Below are 14,260 nucleotides of genomic sequence, written 5' to 3' on the forward strand. Positions count from 1 at the left end.
TCAGCCTCCCGTCCGGGTGATCTGCAAGCGACCGATGACCTCGCTGCCCGAGGCATTGGCTGACTGGATCTGGGCCTTGAGTCCGCCAGTCTGGCTGATCTGCTGCTGGATGCGATCGAGGAACTCGACGGAGGGTGCCCTAAGCCGCAGTTCCATGGTGCCGGCGCGGTAGCTCATCGCCTCGATGCGGGCGCCGCCACCGCCCCCGAGCGACTGCGCCACGACACGCAGCACGTCGAGGAACTCGTGACTCCCGCCCGATCCCTGGGACCCCAGCCGTTGCAGACGGGCCGACAGTTCCGCGCGTGCATCCCCGATGGGGCCGGCATCCGGAAAGACATAGTGGAAAGCCTGATCGACTGCGGTGTTGACGGCTGCCAGCTGCTGGCGGGTTCGATGGGTTTCCGCGATCTGTGTCCCGGCCATGGCTACCAGCAATGCCAGCAGCAGCGCCGCAGCCAGGCGCCAGGCCGGCCAATGCGCCATGAGACTGGAACGCTGTGCAAACTCTCCCTGCAGGAGGTTGACGCCCGGGCTGGTCACGATCTGGGCGGCGAGACGGGGCAGGGGCCCTTCGGCGAGCGCACGCAATTCGAGCGAGGCCAGACGCGGGCGCAGGGATTCCAGGGCGGGCTCCAGCGTCGCCAGCGATGCCTCGTCGCCGTAGACGACGACATGGGCAGGCTCACCTTCCCCGCCATCCTCCTCTCCGGCGCCGGCGACCGACATTTCGAGGAGGGCAGCGGCTGTGACGACATCCACGGTGGCGGGTGGCCCCTCCGGTGGCGCCAGGATGGCCACGTTGCCCAGGAGCATCAGCGTGGCCGTATTCGGCATGCTGCCGACGGCATCAGCCTCCGAGTACAGCCGTGACGGCCGGATGCCGGCGGCGGCCAGGCGTGCCGTCCACTCTTCCATGAGGGCCCGGCGCACGGCTGCCACGGGCAATGGCCCATCGCCAATCCGCTGGCCAGGCGCGAAGTGCATCGCGTCCACGTCCTCGGCCAGTTGCTCCTCGAGCGCAAACGGCAATGCCTGGAGGAGCCGGGGGCCACTGCGCAGTGGTACATCGGCCCTGGTGCGCAGTACGTCCAGCGCAGGAGCCAGTGCGATGACCTGCCTGGACCCGGCGGCCGCGGCTGCATCGGCGAGCGGACCCGTACCGACTCCGCCGAGGAGCGCACCCGTGTCATCCACGGCAATCCAGCTGGCATTGTCTGTGGCGGCGACGCCCAGGCGGATGACCAGGATCTCACTCATGCTGCCCGCTCACTGACACCTTGCCTTCCGCATCCGTGCCGAGCTCCAGGGTCGCATCCGCCGGCAAGGAAGACTCCACCACACCGAAACGGCGCAACCGCACGCTTGCCACCTGGCCGTTCCATTCGAGCAGACTGTACATATCGAGCCGATTGGTGCCAATAGAAATGAAGCCCGTGACCTCGAAGTAGCTGGACGTATAGCCGATGTAGGGAACCATGGCCGGATCGATCAGGCCCTCCGCGACCAGTTGCACGTCCTCCACCGGTTTCTCGAGGCTGTACTCCACCCAGCGATTGGCGTTCTCCAGGCTGACGTTGTCACCGAGGGACATCAGCACCGGCAGCGACGCGGTGTTGAAGTTGACGAGGGTGTGATGGCTGCCGACGGGAAGGGCTGCCAGATACGGCTTCAGCGCCTCGTAGATTTCCGGCGTCACCCCGCGAACCGCACGCAATTCGGAGACCGAGGTGAACCAGCCGTTGGCTGCACGATAGGGCTCGACTTCCGACGTGTAGAAGTCGTCTTCCGCCCCATTGAAGTCAGCGGTGCTGTCGGGATCGATCCAGTCGACGGTGGACCCCACGATGACCTCGACTTCCGCCGGCCCGAGCTGCAGGTCGGGGTTGAGGCTGGCGACAGCCTCGACGAGACGACGGAACTGCTTGATGACGAGTTCATCGGGCTTTCCCTGCCGGGTGACGAGGTTGTTGAGGTTGAAGCGGCCCTGCAGGTCGCTGAAGCCTCCGGCCAGGCTCTTGTCGTCCTGGACGATACTCAGCCCGCGCCGCGCCTGCTGGTCGGTCGAGCGGTCGTAGTACTGCTTCTCCTGCAGCAGGCGTTCGAGTTCGCCGATGGCCACGGTCTCGCCGAAGTACGCATACTCGCGCGCCTGGTCCCAGGCCATCAGCCCGGACGTGCGGCGCAGGTCGAGGTTCGTCTGCCAGGCGATCTCCACCGCGAGGACGGTGGCGATCGTCACGACCAGCAGGGCGGTGATGACCGCCACGCCAGCCTGCCGCGCCGGCGGGTTGTGCCGCCCGCGGTTCATTGCACCACCTCCACGACACGCTCGATATCGCCCCAGTCCCGGAGTTGCAGGAATATCCGCACCGCCCGCGGCAGCTCGGCCGACTCGCAGCTGTTCTTTCCCTGGCCGAGCGCCGGCCACTGCGAGGACCACGCCTCGGCGCCCTGTGGTGCCTTCGGTGGAAAGCTGACCTCGAAGGACTCGACCTGGTCGAGCAGCACCTCGCTCCGCGGCTCGTTGGCAAGCGTACGGTCCATCACCCGCCAGTACTCGCGGATCAGTTTGCCGTCGTCAAGGCGGTATTGCGTGCGTTGCAGGGTGCCGCGCGCAAAACGCCCGAAAGGGTTGGCCCAGCCGTCATGACTCAGGCAGACCGGATGGCTGACATCACAGGGAGCGACCAGTGCGGCCTCGCAGGTGCCCAGCGCATCGCGGATCCGCCTGGGGTTCAGCTGCGCGAAATCGCTGCTGAGGATGCGCACTGCGCGCTGGACATCGTGCAGGCGTTCCAGCTGCGTACGCGCCACCTTTTCCTGGCGCATGACCGCGTTGAGGCCGCCCATGGCGAGAGCGCCGATGATGCCGAAGATGGTCATCGCCACCAGCAGTTCCAGCAGGGTGAATCCGCGGGAGTGCGGGCTGGAGGCCGGCATGGGCAGGGTCACCTCGGCTTCGCCTCGTTGTTTCCCTGGGCCGGGGCTGTCGGGCGCGGTGTCGCCGGTTCCCCGGTGTCGCCGTCGATGCCCAGCATCGGCCAGCCGCCGGAGGCACCGGTCAGGCCGGTTGCCTGCGGAGGCTCGGCGAGGAAGCCGACCGCCGTGGCCAGCGGCCGGTTCTGCCGGTCAGCCAGCGAGACGCTGACATCGGCGCGGCGCAGGCGATCATCCTCGGTGGCAGAGACCTTCACTTCGTAGTGCCAGCGCTGGTTGGCCATCTCGACATCGTCCGAGCGGGTGCCGACAGGCGGGAAACCTCCGGCGAGGCGCAGTTCGACGATCTGGTTCATCGCCACCCAGTGCGCGAAGGTCCGCTCACGCAGGCGCAGGGCCGCCGTGGCAGACTGGTTGAGCTGACCCACCACGGCGATGAGCCCAAAGGCGACGATGGCCAGTGCGACCATGACCTCGATCAGCGTGAATCCGCGTGATGCCCGCAGACTGTCACTTTTCATCGGCCACCCGCTGCGCTTCACCGCTGTCAGCAACCTTCAGGCTGATGCCCGGCTTGCCTGTTTCGGGCCGCAGGCGCACCTCGAAGGGCGTGACATCGCCACTGGACATGATGAAGACCTGCGGCATCTCCTCGTCCTTGCCGGTGTTCGCTGTCCCTGTGCGCTTCGTGCTGCCACGGGTCGCTGACCTGGGCTGGTCCGGTTGCGCCTCAGGTCCCGGCTGTGGCCGTTGCGGTGCCACCCGTACCTGCCGCCCGTCGATGTAGAGGTCCACAACGGCATCCGGCGGCAGCTTGCGGGGCGCCAGCACCGGATCGTCCAGCAGCGGCTCCCAGCGCCCGATACCGTAGTCGTAGGCGCTGAACCCGTATTCGTGCGCATAGAAGGTCAGGCCGTACTCCCGGCCCTGCAGTACCGCCTGTTCGCTGACCAGCGCCAGCAGGTCCTGGATCCGCCGGATTTCCCGGTCGATGCCCTGGTCACGGCTGGTCACGCCAACGGACAGCGTGGCGATGGTGGCGATGATTCCGATGATGACCACCACCACCATGATCTCGAGCAGCGTGAATCCGCTGGCCTGCAGACGCTGGGGACCGGGGTTCCTGCCGCGCAAGCCGGGACGTGCCACGACGGAGTGCCGGGGATCGCCTACTTCGATGCGTCCCAATTGCCAATGTCGGCATCGACGCCTTCGCCACCGGGTGCACCATCGCGGCCCAGGCTGTAGACATCGAACTCGCCATGCGCGCCCGGTTGCACGTACACGTACGGGCGCCCCCAGGGATCCTTAGGGAGGCGTTTGATGTAGCCGCCGGGCGGGAAGGGAACGGTCGGGTCGCTGGGCGGCGTGACAAGGGCGTTGAGGCCTTCGTCGGTGCTCGGGTACTTGAAGCGCTCGAGGCGGTACATGTCGATGGCATTTTCGATGACCCGGATGTCCTGCTTGACCGCCGCCACCTGGGCCTTGTCGATGTTGCCGATGATGTTCGGCGCGATGAGCGCGGCGAGGATGCCGAGGATCACCACCACCACCATGATTTCGATGAGCGTGAAACCGGCGTCCGCCAGCAAGCGGCGCCCGCATGCGTGATTGTCCATGTGCACCAACCCGTGTTGCCAACCGGGACGCGACCCCTGCAGCCGCGGCCTACCCGGCGATGATACTGGTAGTCTAGGCCCGGTTGCGGACCTGCCGCACAGTGCCCGGAACCCATCCAAATTATAGCAACATGGCCTTACGCGCTGATCAAGCAAGATTTTCCATGCTGCCTATCAGCGCGATCGTGGCCATTTCCATGATGGCAATGGCTGCGCTGCAGGCCATGCCGCTGGCGTGGCAGCACGCCATCCGCTACGACCGGGACGCCATCGCGGCCGGCCAGTGGTGGCGATTGCTGAGCGCGCACTTCATCCACCTCAACTGGAGCCACCTGACGCTGAACCTTGCGGGCCTGGGCCTCGGCACCTGGCTTTTCGGCAGCGATCGCAGCCCGCGGCGCTGGCTGCTGGCCACGACCATGGCCGCCGCCGGCTGTGGCCTCGGCCTGTACTGGTTCGCACCGTCGGTAGGCTGGTGTGTGGGTCTGTCCGGCGTGCTGCATGGCCTCATGGTCGTGGGCTTCGGCGGCTGGGCCCTCGCAGGCGACCGCTGGGCCCTCGTGCTGCTGGCCGTGGTCGTCGGCAAGATGACCTGGGAGCAGCTGGGCGGGTCCATGCCGTGGGCAGCCAGCATGGCAGGGGGGACGGTCATCACCGCCGCCCATGTATGGGGCGCCGCGGGCGGCGCGCTGTATCTCGCTGGTGAAGCAATCTGGTGCCAGTGGAGGCCGCGGGTATAATCCGCCGCGCTGCGCCCCGGCAAAACAGACATGGAGGGCAACGCGAGTCATGACTGCTGCATTCGACCTGACCGGTGAGGTTGCCTTCGTCACAGGCGCGTCGCGTGGCATCGGCAGTGCAGTCGCTGCCGCGCTGGCTGGCGCCGGTGCCAGGGTCATCGGTACGGCCACCACCGCGGCCGGCGCCGAGCAGATCTCGGCGCGGCTTGCCAGTCTCGGGGCGGGAGGCCGCGGCATCGTCCTCGACGTTGCCAAACCTGCCGAGGTTCTCGCCGCACAGAAGGCGATCGAGGATGTCGAGGGCAGTGTCTCCATCCTGGTGAACAATGCCGGCATCACCCGCGACAACCTGCTGATGCGGATGAAGGACGAGGAGTGGGACAGCGTCATCGCCACCAACCTCTCGGCAGTGTTCCACCTCAACCGGGCATTCCTGCGCGGCATGCTCAAGGCGCGGCGCGGACGCATTATCAGCATCGCCTCGGTTGTCGGCGTGATGGGTAATGCCGGGCAGGCGAATTACGCGGCAGCGAAGGCCGGCCTGGTCGGGCTCAGCAAGTCGCTGGCGCGCGAGGTCGGCAGCCGGGGCATCACCGTCAACGTGATCGCGCCCGGGTTCATAGAAACCGACATGACCGGCAGGCTGGGCGACGACCAGCGCCAGGCAATGCTCGCGCAGATACCCTTGCAGAGGCTCGGTACGGTGACCGATATCGCCAACGCCGTGGTCTTTCTGGCTTCGCCGGCCGGGGCCTACATCACCGGAGAGACCCTGCACGTCAACGGCGGTATGTACATGATCTGAGTTGAAATCGGGCCTCGCGGGGCCACCGGCCGGTGGCCTAGCCTGTCCCGGCCGAATTCCGTAAAATACCGCTGCGCTGCGTTTCCCCGTGCCCGATCGGCACAGGATTTCGTTGATATCACGAGGACAGATCGACAATGAGCAGTATTGCTGAGCAGGTTAAGAGCATCGTCGCCGAGCAGCTCGGAGTGAAGGAGGAAGAAGTCACCAATGACGCCTCCTTCGTCGAGGATCTCGGCGCAGATTCGCTCGACACGGTGGAACTGGTGATGGCGCTCGAGGAGGAATTCGACACGGAAATCCCCGACGAGGAAGCCGAGAAGATAACCACCGTCCAGGAGGCGATCGATTACATCACCGCCCGGCAGAACAAGGCCTGAGTATCCAGGCGTGCCGGCGCCCGGTGATCACCGGGCAGCGCGCAATTCCTTTCTGATCGAGCAGTCGGGATGTCAAAGCGGCGCGTAGTCGTTACTGGCATGGGCATTATTTCCCCAGTGGGGAACGACGTTGCGACGGCGTGGCGCAATGTCGTGGGTGGCGTCAGTGGCATCGGGCCCATCACCGAATTCGACGTGGCGGATTTCTCAACCCGCTTTGGCGGGGTCATCCGGGATTTCAATGCCGAGGAGCACATCCCGGCGAAGGAAGCCCGCAAGATGGATCCGTTCATCCATTTCGGGATCGTCGCCGCCCAGCAGGCGGTCGCGGATGCTGGCCTGGTCGAGGCCGGCTATGCTCCCAACCGTATCGGGGTCGCCATGGGATCCGGCATCGGCGGCATTGGCACCATAGAGGCCAACTATCGCAAGTACGCGGAAGCCGAATCACCGCGCAAGATTTCGCCGTTCTTCGTCCCCGGCAGCATCATCAACATGATTTCCGGGCACGTCTCCATCCAGTACGGCTTCAAGGGCCCGAACCTGGCGCTGGTGACCGCTTGCACCACATCCACTCACTGCATCGGCATTGCTGGTCGAGTCATCGCCTACGGTGATGCGGATGTCATGATCGCCGGCGGCGCCGAGTACGCCACCACGATCCTCGGGCTGGGCGGCTTCTGCGCCGCACGGGCCCTGTCCCAGCGCAATGACGAGCCGCTGCGCGCCAGTCGCCCATGGGACCGCGACCGCGACGGTTTCGTCCTGAGCAATGGTGGTGCGGCACTGGTCCTGGAGGAGTACGAGGCAGCGCGCCGTCGCGGGGCCAACATCCTCGCGGAACTCGTGGGCTTCGGCATGAGCGGGGATGCACACCACATCACGGCTCCGCCCGATGATGGCGCGGGCGCCCAGGCCTGCATGCAGTCCGCCCTGGCGGACGCCCGACTGGATCCGACGGGCGTCCAGTACGTCAACGCGCACGGCACCTCCACGCCGCTGGGCGACATAGCGGAAACGCGGGCCATCAAGCAGGTATTCGGCAACCACGCATCGCAGGTCGCCATCAGTTCGACCAAGTCAACGACAGGGCACCTGCTTGGTGCAGCGGGAGCAGTCGAGGCGGTATTTTCGGTCCTGGCGATCCGCGACCAGGTGGCACCGCCGACGATCAATCTCGAGAATCCGGACCCGGAGTGCGATCTCGACTACGTGCCCAATGAGGCCAGGCGCATGAAGATCGAGGCGGCCATTTCCAACTCCTTCGGATTCGGCGGCACCAACGGCAGCGTGGTTTTCCGCCGCGTCTGAGACTGCATGACGCCGCCTGCCCGGATGCTGACGGCATCGGGTACCGGCAGTGCGGGTGTGATGACGGTTCATGCTGGGTGAGACGCGTCAACTGCCCGGGTTGCATGATTTGCTGGCGCTGCATGCCGCCAATCCACGGCGCTATCCGTATCTTCTGGAAAGTTCTGCTGGTGACGGCCGCCTGGGGCGTTTCGATATCCTCTGCGCGTTCCCCGGCAGGGAACTGGTCCTCGGCGCGAACGGGATACTGAGAGGCCAGCTTGCCGGCGAGAGGCGGACGGAGGACTTCCTCGAAGCACTGGATGCGGCCTGGGGGGTGGCTTCGCCATCGGCAGCAGGCCTGCCATTTCAAGGTGGGTGGTTCGTGTTCCTGGCGTACGAGCTGGCTGGCCAGATCGAGCCATCCGTGGACCTGGCCGTCGATCCGCAAGTGCCATTGGCCAGGGCGGTGCGCGTTCCTGCTGCCGTGATCCACGATCGCCTGACCGGACGCAGCTGCGCGGTGGCCGAAGCAGGCTGCCAAGGGCTCCTCGACGAAATCGGTGCCGATGTATCACGCCTCGCAGCTTTGCCGGAAATGCCGCCGGATGTGACCGGCGCAACAGACATCCACGAGGAAGACCCGGGAGCCTTCCTCGCCGCTGTGCTCTCTGCAAAGCACCACATCTCCGCTGGCGATGTCTATCAGGCAAACCTGAGTCGCCGCTGGGCTGTGGACATCGATGCAGGTGTCCTGCCGTGGATGATCTACCGGCGCCTTCGACAGGCGAATCCAGCGCCCTTCGCGGGGCTGGCACTGCTCGACGAGGACACGGCCATCATCTCGTCCTCGCCGGAGCGTCTCGTCCGCGTGCACGCCGGCAGCGTGGAGACCAGGCCCATCGCCGGCACCCGGCCGCGGGCCGTGGCGTCCACGGGAAGTGACGATGAAATGCTTCGCGCGGACCTGCTGGGCAGCGACAAGGAACGCGCGGAGCATGTCATGCTCATCGATCTGGAGCGAAGCGACCTCGGACGGATCTGCCGGCCGGGAACGGTTCGAGTGGAGGACTTCATGTCTCTGGAGAGCTACGCCCATGTCCACCACATCGTTTCGGGCGTCACGGGTGAACTGCGCAACGGCGCCAGTCCCGGCACGGTACTGAGGGCGGTGTTCCCGGGTGGCACGATCACCGGATGCCCCAAGGTCCGGTGCATGCAGCTGATCGCCGCGCTCGAGAATGGGCCTCGAGGGGCCTATACAGGCGCCATGGGCTACCTGAACCATGACGGCAGCTGCGACTTCAGCATCCTCATCCGCACCATGGTGCTCAAAGGACGAAACCTGTCCTTCCGTGCGGGCAGCGGGATCGTTGCCGATTCCGATCCTCAGCTCGAGCTCGCGGAAACACGGGCGAAGGCCAGAGGCATGCTCCTGGCGCTGCGGGACTGACCATGCCTGGCGTCAGCTGGCTCCGTAATGGCCAATGTGGCGGCCTGATCCGGCCAGATGACCGCGGCTTTGCCTACGGCGACGGGCTGTTCGAGACCATCGCCTGGCGATCTGGCAGGCCGCGATTTCTGGACCGGCACCTTCTCCGGCTTGCGCAGGGTTGCTCCCGCCTCGGCCTTCCGTTCCCGGGGAATGCGACGCTGGATCGGGAGATTGCCCTGCTGGCTGCAGGACACCTGCATGGAACGATCCGGTTGACGCTGACTCGCGGCCCGGGCCCCAGGGGTTACGCCCCGGCCGATGATTCGGAGCCGACGCGCGTCGTCTTCTTCCATCCTGACCCCGTCCGGCAACCCTCGCCGCCCGGCTTGTCGCTCGCGCTCTGCCAGACACCCGCCAGCAACAACACCGCACTGGCCGGCATGAAAACCCTCAACCGGCTGGACAATGTGCTTGCCCGGGTCGAGCTGGCCGGGACGAGTTTTGACGAAGGCGTCATGTGCGATGGATCCGGTCATGTCATCGGCGCCACGGCAGCGAATGTCTTCGCCGTCAGAGCCGGGGTCCTGCTGACGCCGGACTTGTCGCAGGGGGGCGTTGCCGGGATCATGCGCAACCTGGTGCTGGAGTGTGCCGGGACGCATGGAATCGCTGTCAGGGAGTTGCGCATGACTATCGATGACCTGCTGGGGGCAGAGGAACTGTTCCTGACCAATGCCTTGACAGGGCTGCGAGCGGTGACGATGTTCGACGGGCGCCGGTTGCCCGGTGGGGAGCTGACGCGGGCGATTGTTGCTGCGCTGCGCGACCGCGGAGTGCAGGAGGACTGCGCATGATGCGGCGGATCATGATCCTCGCGGGCCTGTTTCTGGGCCTGGCTGGCGCTGCTTGGTTCTTCGGCCAGGGTGTGTTGAACAAGCCCATGGCGCTTCCTGACGGGGGGCTGACGGTCGATGTGCCGGCAGGAATGTCGCTGCGCGCCCTGGGCGAGCGGCTGGCGGCCGAGGATGTGCTGCAATACCCGACTGTGCTGGTGGCCTACGCGCGCCTCATGGGTCAGGCGAGCGCAATCAAGGCGGGCGAGTACGAAATAGCCGCGGGAACTACCCCCAGGGGGCTGCTGCAGCAGCTGGTCGAAGGACGCGTCAGGTTGCACTCCTTGACGATCGTCGAAGGTTGGACGACGCGCGATCTCGTCCGTGCGCTGCGCAAGAGCAGCTACATCCGTTTCACGGAGAGCGATGCAGACGACAAGACGCTCGTGCGCGCCGTGGAGCTGCCAGGACCCAGCCCCGAAGGCTGGTTTTTCCCGGACACCTACCGGTTTCCCAAGGGAACCACCGATCGTGAACTGCTGCGCATGGCTCATGAGCGCATGCAGGTCGTGCTGGACCAGGCCTGGGCAGGTCGTGCGGCCGGGCTGCCGCTGCGCAGTCCTTACGAAGCACTGATCCTGGCTTCGATCGTCGAGAAGGAGACAGCCCTCGACCGCGAGAGGCCGCGTGTGGCCGGGGTTCTCGCCAGGCGACTCAAGGCGGGCATGAAACTGCAGACCGACCCCACTGTGATCTACGGACTCGGGGAAGACTTCACCGGGGATCTTACACGTCGGCAACTGAGCCGGGATTCCCCCTACAACACCTATACGAGGACGGGTCTGCCACCTACACCGATTTCCCTGCCGGGCGAGGCATCCATCCTCGCGGCGGTACATCCGGACGATTCCGACGCGCTCTACTTCGTGGCGAGCCCCGAACGCGACGGAAGCCACGTTTTCTCGGCGACGTTGCGGGAGCACAATGCCGCTGTGAAGAAATACCTCGAATCACTTCGGGACAATGGAAAGTGACAGCCGGACTGCGTTCGCATCGCCGTGGGGCTTTCATCACGCTCGAGGGTGTCGAGGGCGTCGGGAAGTCCACCAACCTGGCATTCGTCGCCGAGCGGCTCCGGGCAGCCGGGAAGACCGTGATCATGACCCGGGAGCCGGGTGGCGTACCGGTGGCCGAGCGGATCCGCGAGGTGTTGCTGGCGGACAGCCCGAAGGCAATGCCGCCACTGACGGAATTGCTGCTGATGTTTGCCGCCCGTGCGGCCCATCTGCGCGAGCTCGTCTGGCCCGCGCTCGACCAGGGGCAGTGGGTCGTATGCGACCGGTTCACCGACGCAAGCTATGCATACCAGGGCGGGGGGCGCGGGCTCGATGACGCCGTCATCGCCAGCATCGAGACAGCGGTGCAGGGTACCTTCCGGCCAGACCTGACACTGCTGCTTGACGCAAGCTGGCAGGGGACCCGCTTGCGGCGGGACCGGCGCGGAGCTGCGGACCGATTCGAGCTCGAGGGACGCGAATTCTTCGACCGCGTCCGCGCCGCATATCTCGCCCGTGCCCGAGCCGAGCCTGGGCGCATCCGGCTCATCGATGCCGGGGGTGAGCTGCCGCTGGTGCAGCAGGCGATAGGAAGGGCAGTGACATCATTTCTCGAGTCACTCGAAACAGACACCCCAAGTGATGGATAAGCATGACTTGACAGGTCTTCCGCCGTGGCTGCTCGGGCCCGCTGCGAGCCTCGAGGCGGGCTTCAGCAGGCAGCGCAACCCGCAGGCGCTGCTGATTCACGGGACGCCTGGTTGCGGTCGTCGCGTCCTGGCCCTGTGGTACGCAGCGCGATTGCTGGGCATACCGTCGGACCGTCTGGCTGGATTGCTCGCAATGGAAGCGGACGGTGAGACAGGACCGGAACCGGGGCATGCGGATTTCATGTTCCTGCGGCCACCACCGGACAAATCCGTGATCCCGGTGGAGGCTGTGCGTGATCTGATCGGCTTCCTGCAGCTGAAGAGCCACCAGGGCGGTGCGCGCGTGGCACTGATCTGGCCGGCTGAATCCCTGACGACAGCGGCAGCCAACAGTCTGCTCAAGACACTCGAGGAGCCGCCTGCCGGAGGGCACATCGTGCTGGTCGCTTCCACGCCTGCCGCGCTCCCGGCCACTGTCCTCAGCCGCTGCCAGCGGCTGGCTGTGCACAGGCCAGAGCGCTCCGTTGCGGTGGACTGGCTTGGCGGCAGGGCGGGAGGGGCGGACTGGGACCTGTTGCTGGATGTGGCGGCCGGAGCGCCGTTGCGCGCCCTGGACCTGCACGGCCAGGGCTTTTCCGGCCAGGCAAGACAGCTCAACGACGACCTGCGTCAACTGGCGGCAGGCCGCGAGAGCCCTGTCTCGGTTGCGCAGAGATGGGCTGGATTCGATACTGACCTGGTACCGCAGTGGCTTTATTGGAAGCTGGCGGGCGCGATTCGCGCCGCTGCCGACGGCGGAGTTGATCCGCAGGCAACCAAAGCCGGCAGCCAGCCCTTGCAAAAGCCGGGAAAAGCCCTAAACATGCAGGCGCTGCTGCAGCGGCTCGCCGAAGTCGAGGAGTTGCGTCGCTTCGGCACGAAGGCCGTCAAGGCGGATATCCAGTATGCGGCGTTGCTGCAGCGCTGGTTTGGCTGACCCGCTGTTCGGAGAGCACAGGACGATGTCCAAGCCAGGCTTGCTGACGCTGACCATCAAGGACAAGAGTGCGCTGTACCTGGCCTACATGCCATTTGTGCGCAATGGCGGCCTGTTCATCCCGACGAACAGCAGCTACCGGCTTGGCGATGAAGTGTTCATGCTGCTGAACCTGATGGGTGAGGACGAAAAGATACCCGTGGCAGGCAAGGTGATCTGGGTCACGCCAAAGGGCGCGCAGGGAAAGCGCACGGCCGGAATCGGCGTGCAGTTCAGCGATCAGGATGGGGGCACGACTCAGAAGAAAATCGAGAATTACCTTGCTGGTGCGCTCGGCGGTGACAAGCCAACGCACACCATGTAGGCACGAGGACTGGTCGTTGCGGCCGCAGCGACAAGACTTCAGACGCGGACGTTGAGCCCACCCTTGAGCACGCGGGTGTCGAAACCCCGCTCGTTCAGGATGAATGCGCCCGCCGAACTGCGGCGACCAGTGTCACAGCACACGACATAGGTCAGCGACGGATCCAGGGTCCCGAGCTTGAGGCGCATGAAATAAAGCGGAATGTTGATCGCGCCGGCTTCGTGGAAGCTCTCGAACTCGCTTGGCAGGCGCACATCGAGCCATTTCCCGCCCTGGGCGACGATCTGGCGAGCCTCCTGGTAGCTGGCCCAGTCGAGCATGGGCTCGTTGAGGAGCGTGCGGAAGTCTTCCTTGCCGAGGCGCATCAGCGAACCGTCGGTCAGCATGGTCACGGTGGCGTTGCGGCGCGTCTCGGAGATAAGCGCTTCCTCGCCAAAAGTGTCGCCGACGCCAAGTTCCGCCAGCTTGATTCCGTCCTTGTTGAGCGGGGTTTCCCTGGTGACGCTGCAGCGACCGCGGGTGATGGCGTAGAAATAGTCGCCTTCGTCGCCCTGCTTGATGACCACGTCCCCGGCATTGCAGTTGACCCTCTGCATCCGCATGAACACAGCCTGGATGTTGGCGGGTGGCACCCGGTGGAAGGCCTTGGTTTGCAGCAGCGTGGTCATCCAGTCGTCAGGTGCCGGTGCGGTCTGCGTGGTATTGAGGTCGCTGACCTCGTAGCTGCCCGTCTGGTCCCAGGTCAGCATCACGTCGAGCAGGTCGGTGTCGATGGAGATGTATTCCACCCGGTCCACCGCCTTGGCTGTCCAGCGCCTCGGCAGCATGGCCGACACCGGGTTGCGTGCCTCATCGCTGCCCGAGCGGAGGGTTTTCAGGGAACCTTCCTGGTTGGTGAGCTGCAGGCTCCCGGAAAGCAGGTAAAAGGTCCGCCGTTCACTGTCGCCCTCCTTGAAGAGGATCTTGCCGCCCTCGAGCTGATGGCTCTGTACCTTCTTGGCCAGGGCGGCGATGTTCTCGCGCTTGAGACTGTCCAGCGGTGTGAACCGGCGGAGGATCTCGATGTTCAGAGGAATTCCTGTCATGCGTCGGTACGCCGGTCAGAGTGGTTGCATCTCGATGCGCAAGCGAGCGGGCTCGGCGATGGGCGCCGTATTGTAACCACAAGGTCCC

Annotated in this window: 17 protein-coding genes; 10 read left to right on the forward strand and 7 right to left on the reverse strand. The window is 65.5% G+C overall.

What is annotated here, in order from left to right; translation table 11 throughout:
• From HRU81_05250 to gspG, 6 genes are read right to left on the reverse strand one after another with little or no spacing between them, the layout of a single operon-like run.
• The gene (locus HRU81_05250; GenBank protein ID QOJ31553.1) at positions 1-1,260 is read right to left on the reverse strand and encodes a hypothetical protein; all 1,260 of its coding nucleotides are present in this window, start codon (positions 1,258-1,260) and stop codon (positions 1-3) included.
• Positions 1,253-2,311 carry a type II secretion system minor pseudopilin GspK gene (gene gspK / locus HRU81_05255; GenBank protein QOJ31554.1) on the reverse strand — a complete coding sequence of 353 codons (1,059 nt, stop codon included), beginning with the start codon at positions 2,309-2,311 and terminating at the stop codon, positions 1,253-1,255. The genes HRU81_05250 and gspK overlap by 8 nt, the downstream gene beginning before the upstream one ends.
• Complete coding sequence (gene gspJ, locus HRU81_05260) at positions 2,308-2,943, reverse strand: type II secretion system minor pseudopilin GspJ (GenBank protein QOJ31555.1); 636 nt, start codon at positions 2,941-2,943, stop codon at positions 2,308-2,310. The genes gspK and gspJ overlap by 4 nt, the downstream gene beginning before the upstream one ends.
• A gap of 8 nt (positions 2,944-2,951) precedes the next feature.
• Positions 2,952-3,461 carry a type II secretion system minor pseudopilin GspI gene (gene gspI, locus HRU81_05265; GenBank protein QOJ31556.1) on the reverse strand — a complete coding sequence of 170 codons (510 nt, stop codon included), beginning with the start codon at positions 3,459-3,461 and terminating at the stop codon, positions 2,952-2,954.
• Positions 3,451-4,089: a type II secretion system minor pseudopilin GspH gene (gspH, locus tag HRU81_05270; protein QOJ31557.1), complete on the reverse strand. Its 639-nt coding sequence runs from the start codon at positions 4,087-4,089 to the stop codon at positions 3,451-3,453. The genes gspI and gspH overlap by 11 nt, the downstream gene beginning before the upstream one ends.
• A 20-nt stretch (positions 4,090-4,109) precedes the next feature.
• Positions 4,110-4,559: a type II secretion system major pseudopilin GspG gene (gspG, locus tag HRU81_05275; GenBank protein ID QOJ31558.1), complete on the reverse strand. Its 450-nt coding sequence runs from the start codon at positions 4,557-4,559 to the stop codon at positions 4,110-4,112.
• A 164-nt stretch (positions 4,560-4,723) separates the two neighbouring features.
• Here gspG and rrtA point away from each other — a divergent pair, with 164 nt between their 5' ends.
• The 10 genes from rrtA to HRU81_05325 all read left to right on the forward strand — a co-directional run bounded on the left by rrtA (position 4,724) and on the right by HRU81_05325 (position 13,087).
• Positions 4,724-5,299: a rhombosortase gene (rrtA, locus tag HRU81_05280; protein QOJ31559.1), complete on the forward strand. Its 576-nt coding sequence runs from the start codon at positions 4,724-4,726 to the stop codon at positions 5,297-5,299.
• Between the two features lie 49 nt (positions 5,300-5,348).
• Positions 5,349-6,104, forward strand: a complete 756-nt coding sequence (gene fabG / locus HRU81_05285; protein ID QOJ31560.1) for a 3-oxoacyl-ACP reductase FabG — start codon at positions 5,349-5,351, stop codon at positions 6,102-6,104.
• Positions 6,105-6,241: 137 nt separating this feature from the next.
• Entirely contained in the window at positions 6,242-6,484 is a 243-nt protein-coding gene (gene acpP, locus HRU81_05290) for an acyl carrier protein (protein QOJ31561.1), read from the forward strand.
• Between the two features lie 69 nt (positions 6,485-6,553).
• On the forward strand, positions 6,554-7,795 hold the full coding sequence (gene fabF, locus HRU81_05295) for a beta-ketoacyl-ACP synthase II (protein QOJ31562.1): 1,242 nt from the start codon (positions 6,554-6,556) through the stop codon (positions 7,793-7,795).
• A 70-nt stretch (positions 7,796-7,865) separates the two neighbouring features.
• Complete coding sequence (locus HRU81_05300; GenBank protein QOJ31563.1) at positions 7,866-9,227, forward strand: aminodeoxychorismate synthase component I; 1,362 nt, start codon at positions 7,866-7,868, stop codon at positions 9,225-9,227.
• Positions 9,228-9,229: 2 nt separating this feature from the next.
• Positions 9,230-10,063: an aminodeoxychorismate lyase gene (gene pabC, locus HRU81_05305; GenBank protein ID QOJ31564.1), complete on the forward strand. Its 834-nt coding sequence runs from the start codon at positions 9,230-9,232 to the stop codon at positions 10,061-10,063.
• A complete protein-coding gene (gene mltG / locus HRU81_05310; protein QOJ31565.1) occupies positions 10,060-11,076 on the forward strand; it encodes an endolytic transglycosylase MltG in 1,017 nt (338 codons plus the stop codon). Before pabC ends, mltG begins: the two co-directional genes overlap by 4 nt.
• Before the next feature lie 8 nt (positions 11,077-11,084).
• On the forward strand, positions 11,085-11,747 hold the full coding sequence (locus tag HRU81_05315) for a dTMP kinase (GenBank protein ID QOJ33293.1): 663 nt from the start codon (positions 11,085-11,087) through the stop codon (positions 11,745-11,747).
• Positions 11,740-12,723: a DNA polymerase III subunit delta' gene (locus HRU81_05320; GenBank protein QOJ31566.1), complete on the forward strand. Its 984-nt coding sequence runs from the start codon at positions 11,740-11,742 to the stop codon at positions 12,721-12,723. The genes HRU81_05315 and HRU81_05320 overlap by 8 nt, the downstream gene beginning before the upstream one ends.
• 25 nt (positions 12,724-12,748) lie before the next feature.
• A complete protein-coding gene (locus HRU81_05325) occupies positions 12,749-13,087 on the forward strand; it encodes a PilZ domain-containing protein (GenBank protein ID QOJ31567.1) in 339 nt (112 codons plus the stop codon).
• Between the two features lie 38 nt (positions 13,088-13,125).
• Here HRU81_05325 and HRU81_05330 read toward each other — a convergent pair whose 3' ends face one another.
• The gene (locus HRU81_05330) at positions 13,126-14,172 is read right to left on the reverse strand and encodes a cyclic nucleotide-binding domain-containing protein (GenBank protein QOJ31568.1); all 1,047 of its coding nucleotides are present in this window, start codon (positions 14,170-14,172) and stop codon (positions 13,126-13,128) included.
• Between the last annotated feature and the right edge of the window lie 88 nt (positions 14,173-14,260).

This window comes from Gammaproteobacteria bacterium (assembly GCA_015709695.1).
In the GTDB taxonomy this organism is placed as follows: Bacteria; Pseudomonadota; Gammaproteobacteria; order Steroidobacterales.

Coding starts and splice junctions, on each gene's coding strand:
- HRU81_05250 (QOJ31553.1), bottom strand. CDS start 1,260: ATGAGTGAGATCCTGGTCATCCGCCTGGGCGTCGCCGCCACAGACAAT.
- gspK (QOJ31554.1), bottom strand. CDS start 2,311: ATGAACCGCGGGCGGCACAACCCGCCGGCGCGGCAGGCTGGCGTGGCG.
- gspJ (QOJ31555.1), bottom strand. CDS start 2,943: ATGCCGGCCTCCAGCCCGCACTCCCGCGGATTCACCCTGCTGGAACTG.
- gspI (QOJ31556.1), bottom strand. CDS start 3,461: ATGAAAAGTGACAGTCTGCGGGCATCACGCGGATTCACGCTGATCGAG.
- gspG (QOJ31558.1), bottom strand. CDS start 4,559: ATGGACAATCACGCATGCGGGCGCCGCTTGCTGGCGGACGCCGGTTTC.
- rrtA (QOJ31559.1), top strand. CDS start 4,724: ATGCTGCCTATCAGCGCGATCGTGGCCATTTCCATGATGGCAATGGCT.
- fabG (QOJ31560.1), top strand. CDS start 5,349: ATGACTGCTGCATTCGACCTGACCGGTGAGGTTGCCTTCGTCACAGGC.
- acpP (QOJ31561.1), top strand. CDS start 6,242: ATGAGCAGTATTGCTGAGCAGGTTAAGAGCATCGTCGCCGAGCAGCTC.
- fabF (QOJ31562.1), top strand. CDS start 6,554: ATGTCAAAGCGGCGCGTAGTCGTTACTGGCATGGGCATTATTTCCCCA.
- HRU81_05300 (QOJ31563.1), top strand. CDS start 7,866: ATGCTGGGTGAGACGCGTCAACTGCCCGGGTTGCATGATTTGCTGGCG.
- pabC (QOJ31564.1), top strand. CDS start 9,230: ATGCCTGGCGTCAGCTGGCTCCGTAATGGCCAATGTGGCGGCCTGATC.
- mltG (QOJ31565.1), top strand. CDS start 10,060: ATGATGCGGCGGATCATGATCCTCGCGGGCCTGTTTCTGGGCCTGGCT.
- HRU81_05320 (QOJ31566.1), top strand. CDS start 11,740: ATGGATAAGCATGACTTGACAGGTCTTCCGCCGTGGCTGCTCGGGCCC.
- HRU81_05325 (QOJ31567.1), top strand. CDS start 12,749: ATGTCCAAGCCAGGCTTGCTGACGCTGACCATCAAGGACAAGAGTGCG.
- HRU81_05330 (QOJ31568.1), bottom strand. CDS start 14,172: ATGACAGGAATTCCTCTGAACATCGAGATCCTCCGCCGGTTCACACCG.